16 protein-coding genes are annotated in these 20,723 nt (G+C 61.9%); 11 read left to right on the top strand and 5 right to left on the bottom strand.

Annotation, left to right across the window (positions count from 1 at the left end; all coding sequences use genetic code 11):
• Positions 1–192: 192 nt before the first annotated feature.
• The 4 genes from tssK to JEY66_RS19750 form a co-directional block, all read right to left on the bottom strand.
• Entirely contained in the window at positions 193–1,530 is a 1,338-nt protein-coding gene (gene tssK, locus JEY66_RS19765) for a type VI secretion system baseplate subunit TssK (RefSeq protein ID WP_018272197.1), read from the bottom strand.
• A gap of 48 nt (positions 1,531–1,578) precedes the next feature.
• Positions 1,579–2,955 carry a type VI secretion system-associated FHA domain protein TagH gene (gene tagH, locus JEY66_RS19760; protein ID WP_018272198.1) on the bottom strand — a complete coding sequence of 459 codons (1,377 nt, stop codon included), beginning with the start codon at positions 2,953–2,955 and terminating at the stop codon, positions 1,579–1,581.
• A gap of 12 nt (positions 2,956–2,967) precedes the next feature.
• Positions 2,968–3,435 (bottom strand): DUF6931 family protein, encoded by a 468-nt coding sequence (locus tag JEY66_RS19755; protein WP_244620811.1) that lies wholly within the window; start codon positions 3,433–3,435, stop codon positions 2,968–2,970.
• A 101-nt stretch (positions 3,436–3,536) separates the two neighbouring features.
• A complete protein-coding gene (locus JEY66_RS19750; protein ID WP_018272199.1) occupies positions 3,537–5,405 on the bottom strand; it encodes a type VI secretion system Vgr family protein in 1,869 nt (622 codons plus the stop codon).
• A gap of 349 nt (positions 5,406–5,754) precedes the next feature.
• Between JEY66_RS19750 and JEY66_RS19745 the strand changes: the two genes are divergently transcribed.
• From JEY66_RS19745 to JEY66_RS19705, 9 genes are all read left to right on the top strand, one after another.
• Positions 5,755–7,068: a type VI secretion system protein TssA gene (locus JEY66_RS19745; protein WP_018272200.1), complete on the top strand. Its 1,314-nt coding sequence runs from the start codon at positions 5,755–5,757 to the stop codon at positions 7,066–7,068.
• 129 nt (positions 7,069–7,197) lie between these two features.
• Complete coding sequence (gene tssB / locus JEY66_RS19740; protein WP_016843425.1) at positions 7,198–7,725, top strand: type VI secretion system contractile sheath small subunit; 528 nt, start codon at positions 7,198–7,200, stop codon at positions 7,723–7,725.
• 17 nt (positions 7,726–7,742) lie between these two features.
• Positions 7,743–9,245 carry a type VI secretion system contractile sheath large subunit gene (gene tssC, locus JEY66_RS19735; protein WP_018272201.1) on the top strand — a complete coding sequence of 501 codons (1,503 nt, stop codon included), beginning with the start codon at positions 7,743–7,745 and terminating at the stop codon, positions 9,243–9,245.
• A 53-nt stretch (positions 9,246–9,298) separates the two neighbouring features.
• Positions 9,299–9,784: an Hcp family type VI secretion system effector gene (locus JEY66_RS19730; protein WP_016843423.1), complete on the top strand. Its 486-nt coding sequence runs from the start codon at positions 9,299–9,301 to the stop codon at positions 9,782–9,784.
• A gap of 110 nt (positions 9,785–9,894) precedes the next feature.
• A complete protein-coding gene (gene tssE, locus JEY66_RS19725; RefSeq protein ID WP_038375420.1) occupies positions 9,895–10,401 on the top strand; it encodes a type VI secretion system baseplate subunit TssE in 507 nt (168 codons plus the stop codon).
• 1 nt (position 10,402) lies between these two features.
• Positions 10,403–12,370: a type VI secretion system baseplate subunit TssF gene (tssF, locus tag JEY66_RS19720; RefSeq protein ID WP_018272202.1), complete on the top strand. Its 1,968-nt coding sequence runs from the start codon at positions 10,403–10,405 to the stop codon at positions 12,368–12,370.
• Positions 12,334–13,398, top strand: coding sequence for a type VI secretion system baseplate subunit TssG (gene tssG, locus JEY66_RS19715; RefSeq protein ID WP_018272203.1), 1,065 nt, complete (start codon positions 12,334–12,336; stop codon positions 13,396–13,398). The genes tssF and tssG overlap by 37 nt, the downstream gene beginning before the upstream one ends.
• 97 nt (positions 13,399–13,495) lie before the next feature.
• The gene (gene tssH / locus JEY66_RS19710; RefSeq protein WP_018272204.1) at positions 13,496–16,132 is read left to right on the top strand and encodes a type VI secretion system ATPase TssH; all 2,637 of its coding nucleotides are present in this window, start codon (positions 13,496–13,498) and stop codon (positions 16,130–16,132) included.
• A 5-nt stretch (positions 16,133–16,137) separates the two neighbouring features.
• Positions 16,138–17,724, top strand: a complete 1,587-nt coding sequence (locus tag JEY66_RS19705) for a class I SAM-dependent methyltransferase (protein WP_038380522.1) — start codon at positions 16,138–16,140, stop codon at positions 17,722–17,724.
• Between the two features lie 89 nt (positions 17,725–17,813).
• Here the strand turns inward: JEY66_RS19705 and JEY66_RS19700 are convergent, their stop codons facing one another.
• Positions 17,814–18,443 (bottom strand): hypothetical protein, encoded by a 630-nt coding sequence (locus tag JEY66_RS19700; RefSeq protein WP_026192915.1) that lies wholly within the window; start codon positions 18,441–18,443, stop codon positions 17,814–17,816.
• 129 nt (positions 18,444–18,572) lie between these two features.
• Between JEY66_RS19700 and JEY66_RS19695 the strand changes: the two genes are divergently transcribed.
• Positions 18,573–19,451: a hypothetical protein gene (locus JEY66_RS19695; RefSeq protein WP_018272207.1), complete on the top strand. Its 879-nt coding sequence runs from the start codon at positions 18,573–18,575 to the stop codon at positions 19,449–19,451.
• 163 nt (positions 19,452–19,614) lie between these two features.
• Complete coding sequence (locus tag JEY66_RS19690) at positions 19,615–20,700, top strand: hypothetical protein (protein ID WP_016843414.1); 1,086 nt, start codon at positions 19,615–19,617, stop codon at positions 20,698–20,700.
• Positions 20,701–20,723: the final 23 nt, after the last annotated feature.

Below are 20,723 nucleotides of genomic sequence, written 5' to 3'. Positions count from 1 at the left end.
GAGAAAATGAAGGCGGTGGCGAAGGGCCACCCGGCGTAGCCATGGGCGATGGCGAGTACGCCGGACGGCTGGCAGGCCCCTCGCCTGCCGGAGGTTGAGGGGCCGGAGCCGGCGGCATCTTCCCGCCGGGGTTCGGACGGATGATGGTCCGCTCACCCCGACCGAAAGGATTAACCGGCTTGTCCCTGTCGGTCATGGCCGCTCTTCCAGGATGGCCCAAAGGTACAACTCAAGCTCCGGCCAGTCGCCGGAAAAATGCATCCCGATCGACGCCGCTGTGCTGAACTCGGGCCACAGCGGCGACTTGCGATCGAGATAGAAATAGACGTGGTCTGTGATGGCCCGGATGTGCGGTGGCGGCGTCGGCAGATGCACCAGGGTCAAACCCGGCAGGTTTGCGTGCACAATCTCGGTCATTTTCGTGTTGGGCCCGACCTTGAACAGGTGCGGGAATTCATTCTGAATCTCCACGAGCGGCCGCCGCGCGGCGACCTCAAGCACCAGCGTCGCATTCCGGAACAGCGCGCGATCGCGGATCGGCGATACAAATGCGTTCTGGGCACGTTCGATGATCTCCAGACGGATCGCCCGCCTGCCCAACCGCGCGCTCAGGAAATCCTGGATGTCGCGCACCAGGGGCGTGAAGACGTATTCGAGGTTGTCGTGATCATATACCGGGTAGTCCCGTGCGCGCCGTTCGGTGGTCGCGAAGGTCGCAAGCTCACCGGCAAACCTCAACAGTTCCTCGTACAACCGCTCGGGATGTACGCTGCCGGACCGCTTGAAATGAGTCAGCACCGGAATGGTCCGGTTCAGCACCTGCAGCACCAGATAATCGACGCTTTGCAAGCCGCCGCCGGACGAAGGATCGACTGCGTAGCGCGCCAGCTCGTCGAGCTTGGTCTCAACCCAGCCGATGATTCGATTGAGCCAGCCATCGACAACCGGATGCGCGGCGCAGACCAGCATCGGCGGCACAAATTTGTCGTCGAACAGGATATTCTTGTCGCGCACTTCGAGGATGCGAGCGATGCCGAGCCCCATGTATCCCGGCTTGCTCGTCTTGCGCAGCTCGAACGAGAGCCGCGGATAGACAATGTCGATCTCTTCCTCGATGCGCAGCGCCGAGGTTGAATCGATAAACGTCTCGGCAGTCCGAACGTAGCGACTTGCGCTGTCGGTGCGATCCTCATCCACCTCCCGCGTATTGGGCGCCGCGACCGGCATCATCAGCCAGACGATCTGGCCAGCGGCCGAATCCGGCACTTCGATGGCTTCCGGGATCGGACTGTCGGCAGGAATATCGAACGGCGTTCCGTCCGGCATGACGCCGGTCGCACTGCGCACGGCGAACTTGCTCTGCTGAGTAAGATCGTTGTCGATCTCGAGCTGGGCGAAGCCCCAGGGGTACGGTGTCGTGTAACGAACGCGCTTTTCCAGCAGATGCTCGAGATAGCGATCGTTCTGCTGCAGATGATGCGGCCGCAGGAACAGACCTTCCGACCAGAAAACTTTGCTGTACCAGGACATTCCTACATCCACTTGGCAATGATCGGCGACTGCATCGTCACCGACAGTTCACTTTGACCCCGATTTGTCTGTGCGGTCGTAATATTCGGAGAAATGCAGCATGAAGGTATCGATCGGCGCGCTTTCGTCGCGACCGAGATGCGCGTTCCAGCGCGTCAAAAATTCATCCCAGAGCTTGCTCTTGTTCGAGCCAAACAAGGACCTTGCGCCGCGCTGAAGCTCGAGCTCGCGCGCCATCAGCGTCGGATCGATACTGGCGATCAGTCCCCGGACGGCATGCTGCATTGCCGCATAGGTCTTCAATTGGTGGGATTTGAGGTCCTTGAAGCCCTGGGCGAAGGCATGCGGCGCATCGAGGTAACTGCGCGTCGGCGGCCCGAACAGGATACGCATCGCGTCTTCCGCGGTCGGCGAGAATTTCAGCGGATTGTTCTCGATGGCCTGGATGGTGGTTTGGCTGGTGCTGCGCGTCAGCTGCTTGGCCTGGGTCCGCGCCTGCAGCAGGGCCATCAGGTTTTCCACCGTCATGCGCAGGATGACGCCAAGCTGTTCCGCGAGTTCGGCTTCGGTCTTGTCGGCAAAGAAACCGTCGGGCAGCCCGGCAGCACGTGCAACCAGGCGCGCAAATTCGGGGTTGCCGATCGGCGCGGCCGTGGCCGGTGTCGGCTCGGCCAGTTGCGGCCGCGGCGCTCCCATATGCCCTGCCGGTGAGGGAGCCGGCGGTGGCGGGACAGCCGCTTCGTCGTCGGCCCATACCGATGGTCGGCGCGGCGTCGGCATCGCGTGCAGCACGTCGACCGGCGGTTTTGGCGTGGCGACCGGACCGGCTGCCCAGCTCATGTCGTCGTGCAGCGGCGGCTCGCGCTGAGGCATCTGCGGCGAATGCCGGACAGGATCCATACCCGCCGGCGGAACGCTCGCCGCCCAGTCCAGGAATTCCGGATTGACGGGCCGCGCGGCCTCGCGCGGTTTTCGCAACTGCTGCGGGTCGATCGGCGGCGGCACGTCGCGACCGGGAGCCCACAGTTCCTGGTAATCGGCGTGCTGCCGAGCGAGCGGAGCTTGCTGCTGCGCGCCATGGCTCGGCGTGCCCTCGGCAGGCTCATCCAGGTCCAGCGAAACGCCAATGACATAGTGGCCGATGACGAGCCGATCGCCATTGCGCAGCCGGTGCGCTCCCCGCATGCGCTGGTCGGCACCGTTGAGAAAGGTGCCGTTGGTCGAGACGTCGTGCAACCAGTAGCCGCCGTCGCGATAATGGATCTCGCAATGCTTCCCCGAAATCATCCGCGCCGGATCGGGCAATGTCCAGTCGAGATGGCGGTCCCGGCCAATGTCGACCGAACGCCTTCCGGTGACGGTAAATGACACGGGGCCGCCGTCTGGAAGGGTCGGCTCGTTCTCGATGTTAAAGCGAAGCACCATCACATCGTCTCGTCAGCGTGGAGGGCGCGGTTCGCCGCGTGCCAATTGAATACCATCCTCCAGGCAGGCCGTCATTATCCGGTCCCTGGACTCGCGGGTAAGCCGGCAGAGGCCGATCAAAAGGGCTGCGCGAACCGCCCGCGCCGTCTGATCCGGCTTGGCTTCGACCGGTGCGAATTCCGCGGGAACCACGCTTCCGCCGGACCAACCCGCCGCCAGCGCCAGCCAGGTCGCCGGCTGCTCGGGATCGTTGGCATTGCCGACCGCCAAAGCCTTGTTGCGCGATTGCTCGTCCGGCTGCCGGACCCAGGTCTCGGCAAAATTGAGCGACCTGCCTTCATTGCCGTCGAAATGGTCGAACATCTGCCGCAACGAGCGACAGCCCCAGGCGACGGCCACACGCCTGGGGAGCAGATACGCGCAGAAGGACACAGCCTGGTGCCAGTTGCCCGCATCGGCCGCCTCCTGCAGGAAGTCCAACGACAACTTGTCCGGAGCGGCTTTGCCGACGTCGTAGCGCGCCAGCGGATAGGCTTCGAAGAGATCGTGGACTGTGCTGAACCGAACCTGATTCATGGCTGTCAGCCGACAATGGTTGGCGTGCCGTGGGCAACCAACGGGCCGCCGGCCGCGAGCGCCATGGCGGCCTGCGCGGTCATGGTGATGGTCGGCGCGTTGATGACGATGCCGGCTGGAGACAGGATGATCTGGCTTGGACCAACCTGCAGGGTGATATTGACGTTGGCCGTGAGGGTAATGCTCAGGCCCGCATCGACCGACTGATCCATCGCCAGCTTGATGTGCTGACCGCCCAATTCGATATCAAGCTTGTCGTTGCCGTTCTTGAGCGTGGTCTTGCGGGTATCGCCGCCGAACGCGGCCTCGCCAATGGTCCTGGTCTCGGTGTCGCGGACCGTGACGTCGTAGTCCTTCTCGGCGTGCACGGTGATCTTCTCGGACCCCTTCTTGTCCTCGAAGTTCCATTCGTTGTAGCCGCCGCCTCCCTTGGTCGAGTCGGACTTCAATCCCGCAATCGTCTTCTTGGACGGCAGATCGTAGGGCAGCTTGTATTCATCGTTGTAGACGGTCCCTATCACCAAGGGCCGGTCGGGATCCCCTTCCAGGAATTCCACGACCACCTCCTGCCCGACGCGCGGGATGATCTGACCGCCCCAGCGCTTGCCGGACCAGACTTGCGCCACGCGCAACCGGCATGAGCGCTTCTTCTTCCGATCCCAGAAAAAGCGAACATAGATTTCGCCCAGCGACTCGACGTCGATTTCCTCGCTCGAATTGTCGTCCTTGGTCACCACCTTGGCGGTCTGAATGCCGTTGATCCTCGGCTTCGGCGTCGTCATGGGAGATCGAAACGGCCGATCGCTTGGCAGAAATTCGTAGCTGCCGAAGTAGACGTGCTGTCCGGCGTCACCGGGGCCGCCAGTGCGATAGGATTCGATGGAAAACGAGTGAGCTGCCCGTACCACGAGATATTCGACGTTCTGCGAGTCTTTCGCGTGCTTCTCGAGCTTGGTTAGTCCGCCGGGGAAAAGGTTGACGGCGTCGCCGTTGCCCCGGCGGCGCCGATCCATCGCCTGCTCGGCCTGGAGCTGGATCTTCGCGTATCGCTCGCCGTCGGACTTCTCCTTGAACTTGCCGGGATAGTCGTAGAACTCCATCTCGGATCGTGTGTAGTGCTCGGAGCCCTTGGCGTCACTGATCATCTGCGCGTTGGGCTTCTGATAGTTGTAATCGTTGAGCTCGATCTTCCCGGTGCGGAACCGGCGTTCGGAAGCCCATTCATAAATATGCTGCTCGCCGCGACGGTCGGAGCCGGCGAGCGGGATGTAGGGGATCTTGGCGAGACCGTTGATGGGGCTGTGCGAGGACTTGGAGTCAGCCAGCACCAACGTGTGCTTGCCGCCTTCATGCTTGAAGAAGTAGTAGATCCCGTGCTGCTCCATCAACCGGCAGACGAAATCCAGGTCGGTCTCGCGATATTGAACGCAGTATTCGAGCTTTGGACATGAGCCCTCTTCGGTAAGCTTGGACTCATAGTCCGTGAAGCCGCGCTCGTTGAAGACCTCCTTGATGATGTCGGGCGCCTTCTTGTCCTGAAAAATCCGGCAATCGGTGGTCCGCGACAGCAGCCACAACCAGGGCCTCAGCACGATCCGATAACTGAAGTAGTCGTTCTTCACCCCCAGCCATTGGGCTTCTGTGAGAATGCCGCTGAACTCGCGTTCCTTCTCGTGCAATTTGATGGTGAGGGTGCACTGCTTGCCGATGGCCCGATCGAAGTCGAGATCGGCTTCCTCGCTGAGACATTCGATGCGGTATTCGAACAGTTCACTCAGACCTTCGGCGGCCTCGAACCGGGCAAAAACCAGAACGTCCTTGCCAAGGGGGGTCTTGAGCTCGCAGAGGCGGGTATCCTGGGTAAGCTGGCCCATGTGGGCGTTAAACTCCCTCGTTGACCGCACGAGCTGCGCAACCGGCGCATCAGGCGGTCAAGCACGAACGACCGAAATCCGAGCCGTCCATCGCTGGGATGGCCGACAAGTCCGCCCGGTGTCTCCTCTCCCGGCGCGGCGAAGCATTGCCTGAGGAAGCCACTGCGGCACTCATGTAGTCGGTTCCAAGCGCTTGCCGGTTCACGGGAAACCGCCATCATCGCGGGAATGAACCGAGGCCGGCGTTGATCTGACCTACCAGTCAATCGGATCATGATCCCCCGCGTGATCCGCCAGATGTCCCGGACCTGGTAGAGGGGCCAGACCCCCGCAGACGGATCCTCTTTGCATGCTCGACGTCGCATCCCTGACCCAGCCCATCGACCCGGACGATCCCTGCGGGCCTGACCTCGATGCGGCCGGCGACGTTCAGTACCTGAATTTCTTCGCAGCTGCGGAATCGCTGCTGCCGATGTCGTATTTCGAGGTCGTCAACGCGAACGGAGAGCGCGGACGCTTCGACCCGAAAGCCATCGATATTGCCGGCCAGTGCGCCGCTGCGCAGCCCCTGCTGGCTCGCACCCGCGATCTGCGCCTGACCATGCTGCTCGCCAAGTTTTCCATCCTGAACCGCGATCTCGACGGCTTCCTCAGCTGCCTGAGGGCAACCACCCTGCTGCTGCGCGAACAATGGGAAGCGGTTCACCCAAGGGGCGAGGACGGCGACTATGCTTTTCGGGCCGTCACCATCGAGGCGATCGACGTGTTTCCGACGGTGATCAACCCGCTCCAATTCCTCCCCCTGATCGAAAATCGAAGGCACGGCAGCCTCAACTACCGTGCCTATCAGATTGCCAAGGGCGAAATTCCCGCCGCCGATGCCGATGTCGACATGCCCGATCTCGGAACCATCGAGCGCATCATCGGCGAGACCGACCTCGACACCCTCAAGGCGGTGAGCGCCCGCTGTTCGGCGGTCGCTGCCGAGATCGCCGGCATCAAATCGGTCTGGCACGAAAAGTTGAACTCGGGGCAACCCATCAGTCTCGACAGGCTGGCGGGTGTCGCGAATGGCATGGCCGGCTGGCTCGCGACTCTGGTCACCGCACGCGATCCGGCCGCAATCACCCCGTCCCCGGACGCGGCTGCTCAAGGCGGCCCGCAGCTTCCGATCGAAATCGCCGGCGCAGTGACATCACCCGGACAGGCATCCGCGGCGCTGGCAGCGGCTGCCGACTATTTCGCTCGAAAGGAACCGTCGAGCCCGGCGCTGCTGCTGGTGCGGCAGGCACAGGACATGGTTGGCAAATCGTTTATCGAAGTGATGCGGATGCTGATGCCGGCCCACGTGGAGAGCGCCGCCATCAATATCGGTCGCGACAAGGTTTTCGACCTGCCGATCGAGCGCATGGCGGAGTTCGCCACCTCGCTCCCATCCGCGGCCGAAAATGAGGCTCAAGATGCTGTTTTTGCAGCCGAAAACAGAGCCCAAGCGTTGGACCTGCTGAGCAAGGTTGCCTCCTTCTTCCGGGCCGCGGAGCCGTCCAGCCCGATCCCGTTCCTGGTCGATCGCGCACGCGAACTCGCACAGCGAGACTTCCTCAGCCTGCTGAACGAAGTGCTGCCGGAGGGCGCTCTGAAGGCGATCGATAAATCGAATTGAACCCGCCTTCCGTTCGACGGGACTAACTGAACGGAAGGAAGCTCCGCCGACGAAAGACCGAGGCACTTCCCCTGCCTGCGTCGCGCAAGTCGGCTTCCGCAGAGAATTTTTTGTGAAGAGGGCAACCCAATGGCAACCGACAGCGGTCAAAAATTCATTCGCCGAAACCGCGCACCGCGCGTGCACATCACTTACGAAGATCCATACGATGCCGAGCGGCTGATCGAACTGCCGTTCGTCATGGGCGTCCTGTCCGATCTTTCCGGCAACGACCCCGGCGTCGAGAAGGCGAAGGTCGAGGAGCGCAAGTTCCTCGAGTTCGACATGGACAATTTCGACAACCGCATGGCGGCGATCCAGCCCGGCGTGACGGCGCGCGTCGCCAATCGTCTCAGCGACGGGTCCGACGAAAAGATCTCCGTCAACCTGCGCTTCAACAAGATGTCCGACTTCACGCCGGTGGCGGTCGCCCGCCAAGTGCCGGCGACGGCCAAATTGCTCGAAGCGCGCGAACAGCTCGCCAACCTGCTGCGCTACATGGATGGCAAGGTGGGCGCCGAGGACCAGCTGAAAAAACTCCTCGCCGATCCTCAACTGATGGCCGCACTGCGCGAGCGCGCGACCAGCCAGTCCACCGAAGCCGACAGCAACAGCTAAGGGAAGGAATGGGGACCATGGCAAAAGAAGCAATCCATAAAGAGACCACCACCAAGGTCGGGACCGTCGAGGCCGACGAGTTCGCCGCCCTGCTGAAGCAAAGCTTCAAGCCGCGCACCGAACGTGCGGCGACCGAAGTCGAGAACGCGGTGTCCACGCTGGTTCAGGAGGCGCTCAAGGACACGAGCGTCATCAAGTCGGACGTGCTCGACACCATCGAGGAGATGATCGCGCGGATCGATCAGAAGCTGACCGCGCAGATGAACGAGATCCTGCACGCGCCCGAATTCCAGGCGATCGAGAGTGCCTGGCGCGGCCTTCACTACCTCGTCTTCAATTCCGAGACCGACGCCAATCTCAAGATCCGGGTGATGAACGTCTCCAAGAACGAGCTGTATCGGAACCTGCGGCTTTATCCCGATGCGCGCTGGGACCAGAGCCCGCTGTTCAAGCAGATCTACGAGTACGAATTCGGCCAGCTCGGCGGCGAGCCGTTCGGCTGCCTGATCGGCGACTATTATTTCAGCCACCTTCCCACCGACGTGCAGTTGCTCCGCGATCTCAGCAAGATCGCCGGCGCCGCGCACGCCCCCTTCTTCAGCGGCGCCGAGCCTACGCTGATGGGAATGGACTCGTGGACCGAACTGTCCAACCCTCGCGACATCGGCAAGGTGTTCGACACGCCGGAATACGCCGCATGGAAGGGACTGCGCGATCAGGACGACTCGCGCTATCTCGGCCTGTGCATGCCGCGCGCGCTGGGCCGCCTCCCCTACGGCGCCAAATCGGAGCCGGTGGAAGAGTTCGCCTTCGAAGAGGAGACGGACGGGCACACCGGTGACAAATACGGCTGGATCAACGCCGCCTACGCGATGGCAGTCAACATCAACCGCGCCTTCAAGGAGTTCGGTTGGTGCACGCGCATCCGCGGCGTCCAATCCGGCGGCGAGGTCATCAACCTGCCGACGCATACGTTCCCGACCGACGATGGTGGCGTCGACCTGAAATGCCCGACCGAGATCGCCATCAGCGATCGTCGCGAGCACGAGCTTGCAAAGGCGGGACTCATCCCGCTGATCCATCGCAAGAACACCGACAAGGCCGCCTTCATCGGCGCCCAGTCGCTTTACAAGCCGAAGAAGTATTTCGGCGACAAGGGCGTGGATGCAACCGCGTCCGACAACCTGTCGTCGCGTCTGCCCTACATGTTCGCAGTATCCCGCTTTGCGCATTATCTGAAGTGCATGGTTCGCGACAAGATCGGATCCATGAAGGAAAAGGATGAGCTGACGGTCTGGCTGCAGACCTGGATCAACGAATACGTTGATGCCAATCCGGCCCTGTCGTCAGAAGCTCAGAAAGCGCGCAAGCCGCTGGCCGCTGCGAAGGTTGAGGTCATAGCAAACGAGGAGAACCCGGGATATTACAACGCGCGCTTCTTTCTCCGTCCCCACTTTCAATTGGAAGCGATGGACGTCGGTCTCAGTCTTGTTTCGCGCCTGCCAGGCCCGAGCTCCTGACGCCACGCCATCGCAAACCGTCTATCATCAGAGCATTTTGAAAGGGCTATGCTATGGCTGTCGACATCTTTCTGAAACTCGATCCGATCAAGGGCGAGTCGCTCGACGACAAACACAAGGACGAAATCGACATTTTGAGCTGGTCGTTTGGCGAGAGCCAGAGCGGCACGTTCCACAGCGGGTCCGGCGGCGGCGCCGGCAAGGTCGCCGTTCAAGACCTCCACTTCACGCACTTCGTGGACAAGGCGACACCCGAGCTTTTCAAGGTCTGCGCCAATGGAAAGCACATCGACAGCGCCATTCTCACGGTACGCAAGGCCGGTGAACACCCGCTCGAATATCTCAAGATCGAGATGAAGCACGTTCTGGTCTCCAGCGTCTCGACGGGCGGATCGCACGGCGAGGATCGCCTCACCGAAAACGTCAGCCTGAACTTCCAGAAGGTCAAAATGACCTACAAGACCCAGACGGAAAAAGGCGGCGCCGGCGCGTCTCCGGTATTCGGATGGGACGTTGCGGCCAACAAGGAATGGGCCTGATCGCAAGCTTCCTGCCCGGCGCCGGTTGCCCATAGCGGCAATCGGCGCTGGCGGTACGGGGACCGTCAATGACTGTTACGCCAAGGAAGGACCGGCTCTCTCCGCCATTGATGCTGGCCTTTCGTGCGGCTCATGACGCTCGCGATGCGCGCAAACCACTCGAACTGCGCGATCAGTTCGGTGAGCGAGTGATAGCGGGACGGCGCAGCGCTGGTCGTTTCCCGATCTCGGAGACGCTGCTGAGGCGCGAGGTTTCGCAGGACGTCGAAACACTCCTCAACACCATTGCCCTCGAATCGACGCTTGACCTGACGGGTCGCGGCTGCGTCCGCGCCTCGATCCTGAACTATGGATTCCCCGATATCGCAAACCGTTCGATCGACGAAGTCACCGACGAGGAGCTCAGCGATGCCCTGCGCATGTCGCTCACGACCTATGAGCCGAGACTCGATCGCAAGTCCATCCGGGTGCGGCGCGACACCTCCGTGGGCGCCGAGCAGCTCAAGCTGCGCTTCGTCGTGCATTCCGACCTGAAGTGCGAACCGCTCAACGTGCCCGTGGAATTCGTCGCAGACGTCGACCTCGACAGCGGCGATATACAGATCAACCGACTGTAACATGAATCGCGAGTTCCTCGACTTTTACAATCGTGAACTGTCGCTGCTGTACGAGCATGCGGAGGGTTTTGCCGAGGAATATCCTGGTATCGCCGAGCGCCTCGGCGGTCTGGTCCGCGACCGCTCAGATCCGATGATCTCAGGCCTGTTGGAGGGTGCTGCATTTCTCGCCGCTCGTGTTCAGCTCAAGCTCAAGCACGAGTTTCCTGAATTCACGGCGAACCTGCTTGAGCAGTTGGTTCCGAATTATCTCGCGCCGACTCCGTCCGCCATGCTGGTCAAGATTCAGCCGACCTACGCCGATCCGGCGTTGCGCGACGGCAAGAAGATTGCGCGGGGCGCCTATTTCGACGCGAACTATCGCGAAAGGGAACGGAGCCTCGCCTGCCGGTTCCGGCTTTGCCGCGATATCGTGCTTTGGCCCTTTGACGTCACCGGCGCCGAATATTTTGCGACCGCCGGCGCCTTGCAGGCCCTCGGGATTCCAGTCGGCGGAGAAGTTATCGCCGGGCTCAGGCTCTCCTTGACGCACCGTACCGCCGCGCGGCTCGACGACGAGCCGACGGACGTGGAGGCTCGCAACAAGCCGGACACCTGGTTCGCCGGCTGCCGCACCAGCGAACTGCCCATCTACCTGACCGGTGCCGAGTCGGACGCCATCGCACTTTACGAACAACTGACCTCGAACTGCGTCGGGGTCTATTTTCGCTATCTCGACGATTTCGGCGATCCGGTCGTCATCCGGGCTCCGAACGACTGTGTGCAGCAGGTCGGCTTCAACGAGGACGAATCCCTGTTTCCGAACGACAACCGGGTCTTTCGCGGCTCGGAGTTGTTGCGGGAATATTTCGTGTTTCCGCGCAAGTTCCTTGGCGTCAATCTGACGCAACTTCGCGCAGTGATGCCGCGGTTACGCAGCAAGTCCATCGATATCGTCTTCGCATTCGATGAGCACAACTCGCGGCTCGCCGCCTCGGTCCGGGCGGATACTTTCAGTCTCTACACCGCCCCGGCGATCAACCTGTTCGAGAAGACCAGCGATCGCATCCCGATCAAGTCGAATACCTACGAATACCACGTGGTGCCCGACCGAAGCCGCTATCTCGAATACGAGCCGCACCAGGTGCTGGAGGTTTACGCACACTTTCCGGCGGAAAAGGACAAGCGCCGCGTGCGTCCGTTGTACTCCGCCGCCGTCGACCGGACGGCCGGATCGGTCGAGGGACTTTATTATACGGTTCGTCGGCTGCCGCGGCGTCGCACCGTCGAAGAGAAGACCTATGGCGCAGCCTCGGACTACACCGGGACGGACATGTTCCTTTCGCTGCTCGAGCCCGGCGACCCGAGCGGCGGCGGATCCGCCGCCGAGCTGAGCGTCCGGGCGCTGTGCTCCAACCGGCATCTCACGGAACATCTGCCGGTCGGCCAGGGCGGCGCCGACTTTCGCCTGCTGGACGACACTTCGCTCGAGCTGATGTGCATAGCCGGCCCCACCCGGCCACGCGAGCCGGTGGTGGCGCAGCTACGCAGCCGCAGCGAAATCGCCAATAGCGGCGTCGTCAGCTGGCGCCTGATCAACATGCTGAGCTTGAACTATCTCGGCCTCGTGGAACGCAGCGGCGGCAAGAACGCCGGGGCGTTGCGCGAGATGCTGTCCTTATTCGCCGACCAGTTCGACGACGCGACGGAACGCAAGATTCGTGGCGTGCGCAGCGTCGAGAGCAGGCCCGTGGTGCGGCGGGTGCGTGAGCGTACCGGCAGTGGCGCAGCGCGCGGCCTGGAGATCACGGTCACGCTGGACGAGAAGGCATTCGAAGGCAGCGGCGTGTTCCTGCTCGGGGCGGTGCTGGAACGCTTCTTCGCCGACTATTCTGGCTTCAATACCTTCACCCAGACCGTCATCTCGACCCCGGAGCGCGGCGAGATCATGCGTTGGCCTGCCCGCATGGGCACCCGGAGGCCGCTGTGACGCTGATCGACCAGATGAAGGCCGAGCCCTGGCGGTTCGATTTTTTTCAGACGCTCCGCCAGCTCGAGCGATGCAATCCGGATCGGCCCCGGATCGGCGACAGTGCTGCGCGTCGCGAGGAGTTTGTCGACCTCGGTCAAACCCCCTATCTGGAATTTCCAGCCTCCAATCTGAGCTCGGTCGACGATCGCGATGGCAGGCTCAGAATTCTGGTCAAATTCCTCGGCCTGCTTGGGCCGCAGGGCGCGCTGCCGCTGGCCACCACCGATGAGAGCGTCGGCTGGCAGTTGATGCGGGATGACGCTTTCCCCCGTTTTCTCGACCTGCTGAACGGACGCTTCCTGCAATTGTTCTTTCGAGCCTGGGCAGACGCACGGCCGATCGCCCAGCACGATCGCCCATCCGACGATCGCTTCATCGCCTATGTCGGCTCCTTCGCCGGCCTCGGCTCCGATGTTTTTGCCAATCGGGATACCGTGCCTGACATGGCGAAGCTGAGCTTCGCGGGACTGGTTTCACCGAGAGCGAAATCCGCTTCACGGCTGGCGCGGCTCCTGCAAGGGCTGTTCGATGTCAGGGTCGAGATCGACGAGTTCGTTGGCACCTGGCTCCCGTTCGACCCGAGCCACTGCAGCCGGCTCGGCGGGACGCACGCCAGGCTCGGTCACGACGCGCTCCTGGGCTCGCGCGTGTTCAGCGTCGAAGACAAGATCAGGGTTCGCGTATTCGTGAAGGATTTTGCTCAATACGAGCAGTTCCTGCCCACCGAAGCGCCGAACCTGTCCGAGCCCCTGGCTGACGCCGTCTATTTCTATATCGGCGACGAACTCGAGTGGGAGGTGGAACTCGCCATTCCGGCGGGAGCGGTTGTCCCGATGAAGCTGGGGCACAGCGGACGCCTTGGATGGACCAGCTGGGTTTCGCCGAACTGGGCCTCGACCGAGGAGTACCGGCGCGATGCACGCTTTCACCTAGCCGAGCGTCTGAGAGCCCGGCGCAATGCTGCGACAGGTACGCCGCCGGTTTGAACCTAAGCATCGCTCCGATTGTCCTAACATCATGGGAATTCGAGCCGATTTCCGCGACGACCCGGCATCGCCCAGGGATTGAGCAGGAGGCGCCATCGTGACCGATATCAGCCTTGAGGCCGTGACTGGCAAACTGAACCGGGCCGGCTACGACGCCTTCATACAGGCCCTGCGCCACGCCAAGAGCGCCAGCAACCGTAACGTGGAGCTTGCGCACTGGCTGTTTCACATCCTGCAACAGGAGCGGACCGACCTCAGCCTGTCGGCGGATCGCTACAAGCTCGACCGCGCGCGGCTGTTGTCGGACCTCGCGGGCGTCATCAACGGTTTCCGCAAGAACGAAACCGACATGCCGGGCGTCGCCAATTCGGTCATCGATATTCTCGACCGTGGCTGGCACTATGCCACGCTGTTCTTCGGCGAGACCCAGATCCGCACCGGCCATCTCCTGGTCGCCGGATTGAAATCGAACGAGATCCGTCGTGCGCTCAACAACATCTCGCAGGAATTCGCCAAGATAAATGTCGACGCATTGGCTGCGGAGCACCGCGCGATCTGGGCGGGCTCCGAGGAGGAGACCATGCGTCCGATGGATGGCTCCGGATTGGCCGGTGCCGGCACCGATGGTGCGGACCGGGCGAATGCCAAGGGGACGACACCGCTCGACCGGTTCTCCCAGGATCTCACCGCAAAGGCCAGATCGGGCGAGATGGACCCGATCCTTGGTCGGGACGACGAAATCCGTCAATTGATCGACGTGCTGATGCGCCGGCGGCAAAACAATCCGATCCTCACCGGCGAGGCCGGCGTCGGCAAGACCGCCGTGGTCGAGGGATTTGCCCAGCGCATTGCCGCCGGCGAGGTGCCGCCGCCGCTGCGCAACGTCAGGCTCTGCGCGCTGGATATCGGCCTGATGCAGGCCGGCGCCTCGATGAAGGGCGAATTCGAGCAGCGCCTGCGCTCGGTGATCGACGAGGTACAGAACTCGCCTACCCCGATTATCCTGTTCATCGACGAGGCTCACACGCTGATCGGGGCCGGTGGCACGGCCGGCACCGGCGACGCGGCCAATCTCCTGAAGCCTCCCCTCGCCCGCGGCACGCTGCGGACCATCGCCGCCACCACCTGGGCGGAATATCGCCAGTACATCGAAAAGGATCCCGCACTCACACGACGCTTCCAGCCGATCCAGGTCGATGAGCCGGACGTCGAGACCTGCTGCATCATGCTGCGCGGCCTCCTCGGCCCGATGGAGAAGCACCACGGCGTTCGCATCTCAGACGCCGCGATCGTGACCGCGGTCAACCTGTCGCATCGCTACATTCCGTCTCGACAGTTGCCGGACAAGGCGGTCAGCCTGCTGGACACAGCTTCGGCGCGGGTAGCGATCAGTCAAAGCGCGACGCCGGCCCTGATCGAGGACGCTCGCGTCGCGATCGCGGCCCGCGAGGCCGAACGATCGGCGCTGGTCAGCGACGGCGATCTCGGGGACGAGAACAGCGAGCGCATCACCGCGATCGAAGGCGACATAGCGGCGCTGAAGGACAAGCTGACCGGCCTGGAGGCCGACTGGGCCAAGGAACAGGAGCTCGTCAAGGACATCCGCAGCATTCGCGAAATCCTCTCCGGGAACGAAGACGAAGATCGCGCCACCAAACGCGTCGAGTTGCGCGGCAAGTTCGAGACACTGGAGGGCATCAATCCGGAAAAGCGGATGATCTATGCCCATGTCGATCAGCAGTCGGTGGCCTCTGTCGTGTCCGACTGGACCGGCATCCCGACCGGCAGAATGATGCGCGACGAAATCGAGACCGTCCTGAAGCTGCCCGAAATTCTCAATCGCCGCGTGGTCGGCCAGTCCCACGGACTGACGATGATTGCCAAACGAATCGAGACCAGCCGCGCCAAGTTGGACAACCCGTCCAAGCCGATTGGCGTTTTCATGCTGGCCGGACCGTCCGGCGTGGGCAAGACGGAAACCGCCCTCGCGCTTGCCGAAACCCTTTATGGCGGCGAGCAGAACATGATCACGATCAACATGTCGGAGTTCCAGGAGGCGCACACGGTCTCGACCTTGAAGGGCGCACCTCCGGGTTACGTCGGCTATGGTGAGGGCGGCCGGCTCACCGAAGCGGTCCGGCGCAAACCCTACAGCGTTATCCTGCTCGACGAGGTGGAGAAGGCCCATCCCGACGTCCATGAGATCTTCTTTCAGGTGTTCGACAAGGGAGTCATGGAAGACGGCAACGGTCGGCGAATTGATTTCAAGAACACATTGATCATTCTGACCACAAACGTCGGCACCGATCTCATCATGAGCCTGGCGCGCGATCCCAAGTATCGCAACGATCCGGAAGAACTCGCCAGGCTGCTGCGGCCGGAACTGCTGAAGGTGTTCCCCGCCGCGTTGCTCGGGCGCATTGTCTCGATCCCCTACTTTCCGCTTTCCGACGAGATGCTTGCCGGCATCGTCAGATTGCAGCTCGACCGGATCGGACAGCGCCTCCGCGACAATCACAAGGCTGCCTTCGGCTACGACGATGCAGTCGTCGAGCACATCGTATCCCGTTGCAACGATCCGGACTCCGGGGGGCGGATGATCGATAACATCATCACCAACACGCTGCTGCCCGAACTCTCGCGCGAATTCCTGAGCAAGTCTCTCGCCAAGGAGGAGGTCAAGCAGACGCGCGTCTCGATCGTGAACGACAAGTTTGCATATTCGTGGAACTGACCGCGATGAACATCCAGACCGAGCACCGCCAGCCGACCACCGGCACCACAGCATACGACGAGGTGTATTATCCCGGGCATGTCTACGGGCTCACGCATCCGAACCATCTGGCAACGATCGCTTCGGTCTATGGCATGCAGCCGGCTCCGGTCGAGCGCTGCCGGGTCCTGGAGCTCGGCTGCGGCGTTGGCGGCAATCTGTTGCCGATGGCTTTTCAATATCCAGACAGCGAGTTCATCGGTATCGACCTGAGCGGCGCTACAATCGAACGCGGACAGCGAAACATCGCCGCATTGGGCTTGAGCAACATCAGGCTTCTGCATTGCGACATCATGGATGTCGACGCGGCCTTCGGACAGTTCGACTACATCATCGCCCATGGCGTGTATTCATGGGTACCACCGATCGTGCGCGAGAAGATGATGTCCATCTTCAAACGGAATTTGGCGCCAAAGGGGCTGTGCTACGTCAGTTATAACGCGCACCCGTTCTCGCACCTTCGCGACATGGTCCGCGACATGATGCGCTACCACACCCGGCGCATCACCGGGATGAAGGAGAAGGTGGGACAAGCTCGCGCCATCGTGAAATTTCTCAGCGAAGGATCGAAGTCCAACTCGGTACACGGTGCAGTCATGCGCGATCAATGCACCCGCGTGCTCAACGCTCCGGACGAATTGCTTTTTCACGACGATCTCGATTCCGGCGCGACGGCCTTCCTCTTGCACGAAGTCGTCGAAGACGCCGGCCGACATGGCCTGCAATATCTGAGCGACGCCGATTTCTCGCGACGCTATCTTGCCGGCTACACCGAAGAGGTCCGCGCCACGCTGCAGCGCTTTCCCGAAAGCGAGTTCATGGCGCGCGATCAATACCAGGACTTTATCGACGGCAACGGGTTTCGGCGTACGTTGCTCTGCCACGAAGGCATATTCCTTGACCGCAAGGTCGATCTCGACTTCATCACCGCCTTCTATCTGCTGAGCACCGCCAGCCCACGTCGCCCTGACGCCTGCCTGACTGACGATTCCGAGATGGAATTTGAAAATCAGGACGGCAGCCGGATCACGGTGACCAATCCGCTCCTGAAGGCTGCACATCTTTGTCTCGGCCGGGCCTGGCCGCGCGCACTCTCATTCACTGAACTGCTCGATGGCGCCCGGACGCTGCTGGAGGGCCGGCAAACCGGCGACGACCGGCGGATACTGACGGAAGCGCTCTATATCCTGGCCTGCAGCGGCGAGGTCTCCTTTCTCAAATCACGGCCGTTTCTCGTGAAGGAAGTCACGGATTGCCCGCAGGCGAGTCTGCTCGCCCGCAGACAAGCGCTGACCGGTCCGCTGGTCACCAATCTGCTCCACCAAACCGTGCAGTTGGAGGACGACAGGACGCGCCACTTCCTGCAGCTGCTCGACGGCTCCCGGACGATCGAGCAGATCACAGCCGAAATGACCGAAACCTTCGGGCCGACCGTCCAGGTCAAGCAAATGGACGATGCCGGGCAGCCCACAGCGCCGCTGCTGCTGTCAACCCGACAAAGCGTTGACCGTTCGCTGGCGACGGTCGGCAAGCTGGGTTTGCTGGTTGCCTGAGGCTTTCGACGGCGTGGGCCTCGGTAAGGACGTGGCGGCAGGGAGCCGGGCCGCCAGCCAGTTTGTGGAGCGGAAGCCCCTCCGTCCCATCAGCCGTCGTGGGTGTATTGTTGGCCAAGGAGCCATCCGGTGACAATGCCGCCAGGTCCGCTGGCATAGACCGCACTAAGGCCGACACCGGCGCGCAGCATCCGCCATTCATGCTCGCCGACCCAGGGAATCCCAGGATCACCCTTCTGATATTGCGACAGCAGCGTTCGGGCGACCTCCGCGGCATTGGCGTAGATCGGGCCGTTCGCCCAGCGGGGGCGCGGCAGGCCCGTCATCCGGCAGTAGAGCGCCGTGCAGACATAGGCGGACGCCTCCTCCGCATTGCCGTCAAGGCCGGTCCGCAGCAGATCGTAAGCCGCATGCAAGGCCTCGTGGACGATATAGGCTTCGTCCATTCGCCCCGTCGCCGACACGACCTCCAGCGTATTCGCCGCGACGACCGTACCGTCCGCCCGGGTTCGCGCGACGTCGTTATACTGTGCCGCAACATTTGCCGCGAGGTCGGTCGGAACTCTGACGCTGACCTGTCCCAACCGGATCGCGCGAGCGACGTGATGGAACGTTTGCGGTGCAATCGTCACGTGGCTGCCACGGATCGGAAACCGGAAGCGAATGCGCGCGACCGCCGGGCCATTGAGTACGTCTAGCACCCTGCTCCGAAGTGACATCGGATCGTCCTTGCTGTTGACACTGCTCCACGAATGGTGGTCGGCGTTTCCGGTTGGGAGGTTCAGTTGAACCCGGCCCCGCCCGGACCAGACAAATTGGAGACTGGCTTTCACTCGCAGGGCAGCCCCGTGACGACCACCGACCCGACCACGACCGACACCTACCGCAAGATCGCGGCGCGGCTGATCATGCTCCGGCCGCAGATCGATCTGTCGAAATATTTCGCGGGGCCGAATCCCAATGTCCGCCTCTATGACGAGAAGCCCTATATCCGACGCCAATTGGAGAAGTATGGCGTGGCGGCCGCAACGAGCACGCTCGACGGCGTCACGTTCCTGCCCAAGGACTGGGAAGACCTGATCAAGACGCTGCGCATTGCCAAGACCTCGGACGGATTCGACGCCTTCGCCGAAGGCAAAAGCCCGGAGAAGCCGTCGCATTGGGCCCTTGATCTGTCGATGGCAGCCACAATCGGCAAGGGATTCCGGGAGATCTGGCGCCCAAAGCTATCCGACCGGCCCCTCTCCACGCGAGACCTTCCGGGCCGGCACGGCTTCGGGCTGGGACGCGGCCGAGGGCAATGGAGCGACGACTATAGTGCGCAGTTCGGCAAGGACCCGCAGCCGCAAGACATCACGTCGCTACATTTCGCGGTAGCGCCAGATCGGGTCAATGTTCACATCGACGAGACGGGCTTCGTGTTCGAGGGCGCAGACGGCGCCCTCACGGTCGGACCGAATTTCGGGCACCACGCCGTCAACGAACTGTTCTGGAAGAGCAATCCTCACCTGCCGCGCTGGGCGATCGATCACATCGACCTGATCCTGCCGAACAGCGCCAATGATTTTTCGCGATTTGGCGTTTCGGTCGACCTGTATCAACGCAAGGACTTGCGCGTCACCGTCACCGGATCCTGCGGCATTTTCGGGGGATTCGAGTGCTCGGGAACGTTAAGCGTCAGTGGGACGCACGATCTGCTTGGCTCCAAGCCGAAGGGCGCGCGCTGACGATCGCATTTCTGGGATCCAGATAGCGGCAGGCTCATGACCTCGATGGATCTCACTGGCGATATCCGGAGCCGCTTGAACCGCCGCTTCGGCAAACGCGACTGAGGGATAGGCTCGCTGACGCAAAAATGCGTCCTGTGCCAGTTAAGCCAATGGTGTTGCAATGGCGCCTTTAAAGCCCCCGGTCTGGCTCGATACCAACATCCTCATAGACATACAGAACGGGCAAAGAGCTGCGGCGAGCGCCGCCGAGAAAGCGCTCAGCCGACGTTTTGAGAATGAAATTCTCAACCTGGCCAAGGACGGTCACGAGGTTCTGATCTCACCACGGGTCAAGTTTGAATTTCTAAAGGGAGCGCGCGCTCAGTCAGGGGAAAAATTGCTCACCGACCTGCGGATCGTCGAAGACAAGATGATGACCCAGGTGCCCCGCGCGCAAGTTTGGAAGTGGGGCAATGAGGGTTTGAACCACGGGCTTTCCGCATTCGATTCCGATGTGGTCGCCCAGGTCAGGGCAGGCGGAGTGGCTCGCGGCATCAAAAATCCGGTGTTTCTGACCAGGGACAGTGGAGGAACGCTCATTGCGATGCGCAGGAGAGGCGTTCAGGCGCTCGACTTTCGGGCACCGGAGATACGGCTGAAGGTCCCGCGGAACACACCGACCCCGCCAGAGGTCCCGCCGCCGCCGGCCGGCTCCGTTGCTGGCGAAGGATTGTGGAGCGCGGCCAAGGCCGGCTTCAAGGCCGGGTTAAAGGAGGCTCTTAAGGCCGAGAACATCGCTGCGATGATCCCCGATCTGGTCCTCATGGTGGCTGACAAGGTCGCGGCTCGGGAGGCACTCAAGAACATTCAAGTCAAGTTCATCAAGGAAGGGTTTGCAAAGGGCGTTGCAGCGGGCGTCATGGGTTGGTCCGAGGAGGAGGTTGCATCAAATCTGATGAACCGCATCACCGCGTTCAGAGTTCAAGGCCTGGAGGATCCTGCCGGCATCCTGACGCGCGCGACCATTCTGCAAGTTGCCGAAGCATACGAAAACTATGCGGTGGCGATTGGATTTCAGTTCAGCTCTGCCAAAGACCTGAAATGGAAGCGCGAGATGGTCGCCAAGGGCTCCAAGATCCTGCATCAGTATGGATATTATTTCGGAACCGACCCGCAGGCGCTGTTTGAGTACGAATTCATCGACAAGCTTGCCTGGACGCTTCAGCCGACCACCAACGCGATAGTTGAACCCGCAATCCGCCACTGAACACGACCATATTGCTGGTGATC

It is taken from the genome of Bradyrhizobium elkanii USDA 76 (assembly GCF_023278185.1).
In the GTDB taxonomy this organism is placed as follows: Bacteria; Pseudomonadota; Alphaproteobacteria; order Rhizobiales; family Xanthobacteraceae; genus Bradyrhizobium; species Bradyrhizobium elkanii.
This window is presented reverse-complemented; position numbering and strand designations above follow the sequence as displayed.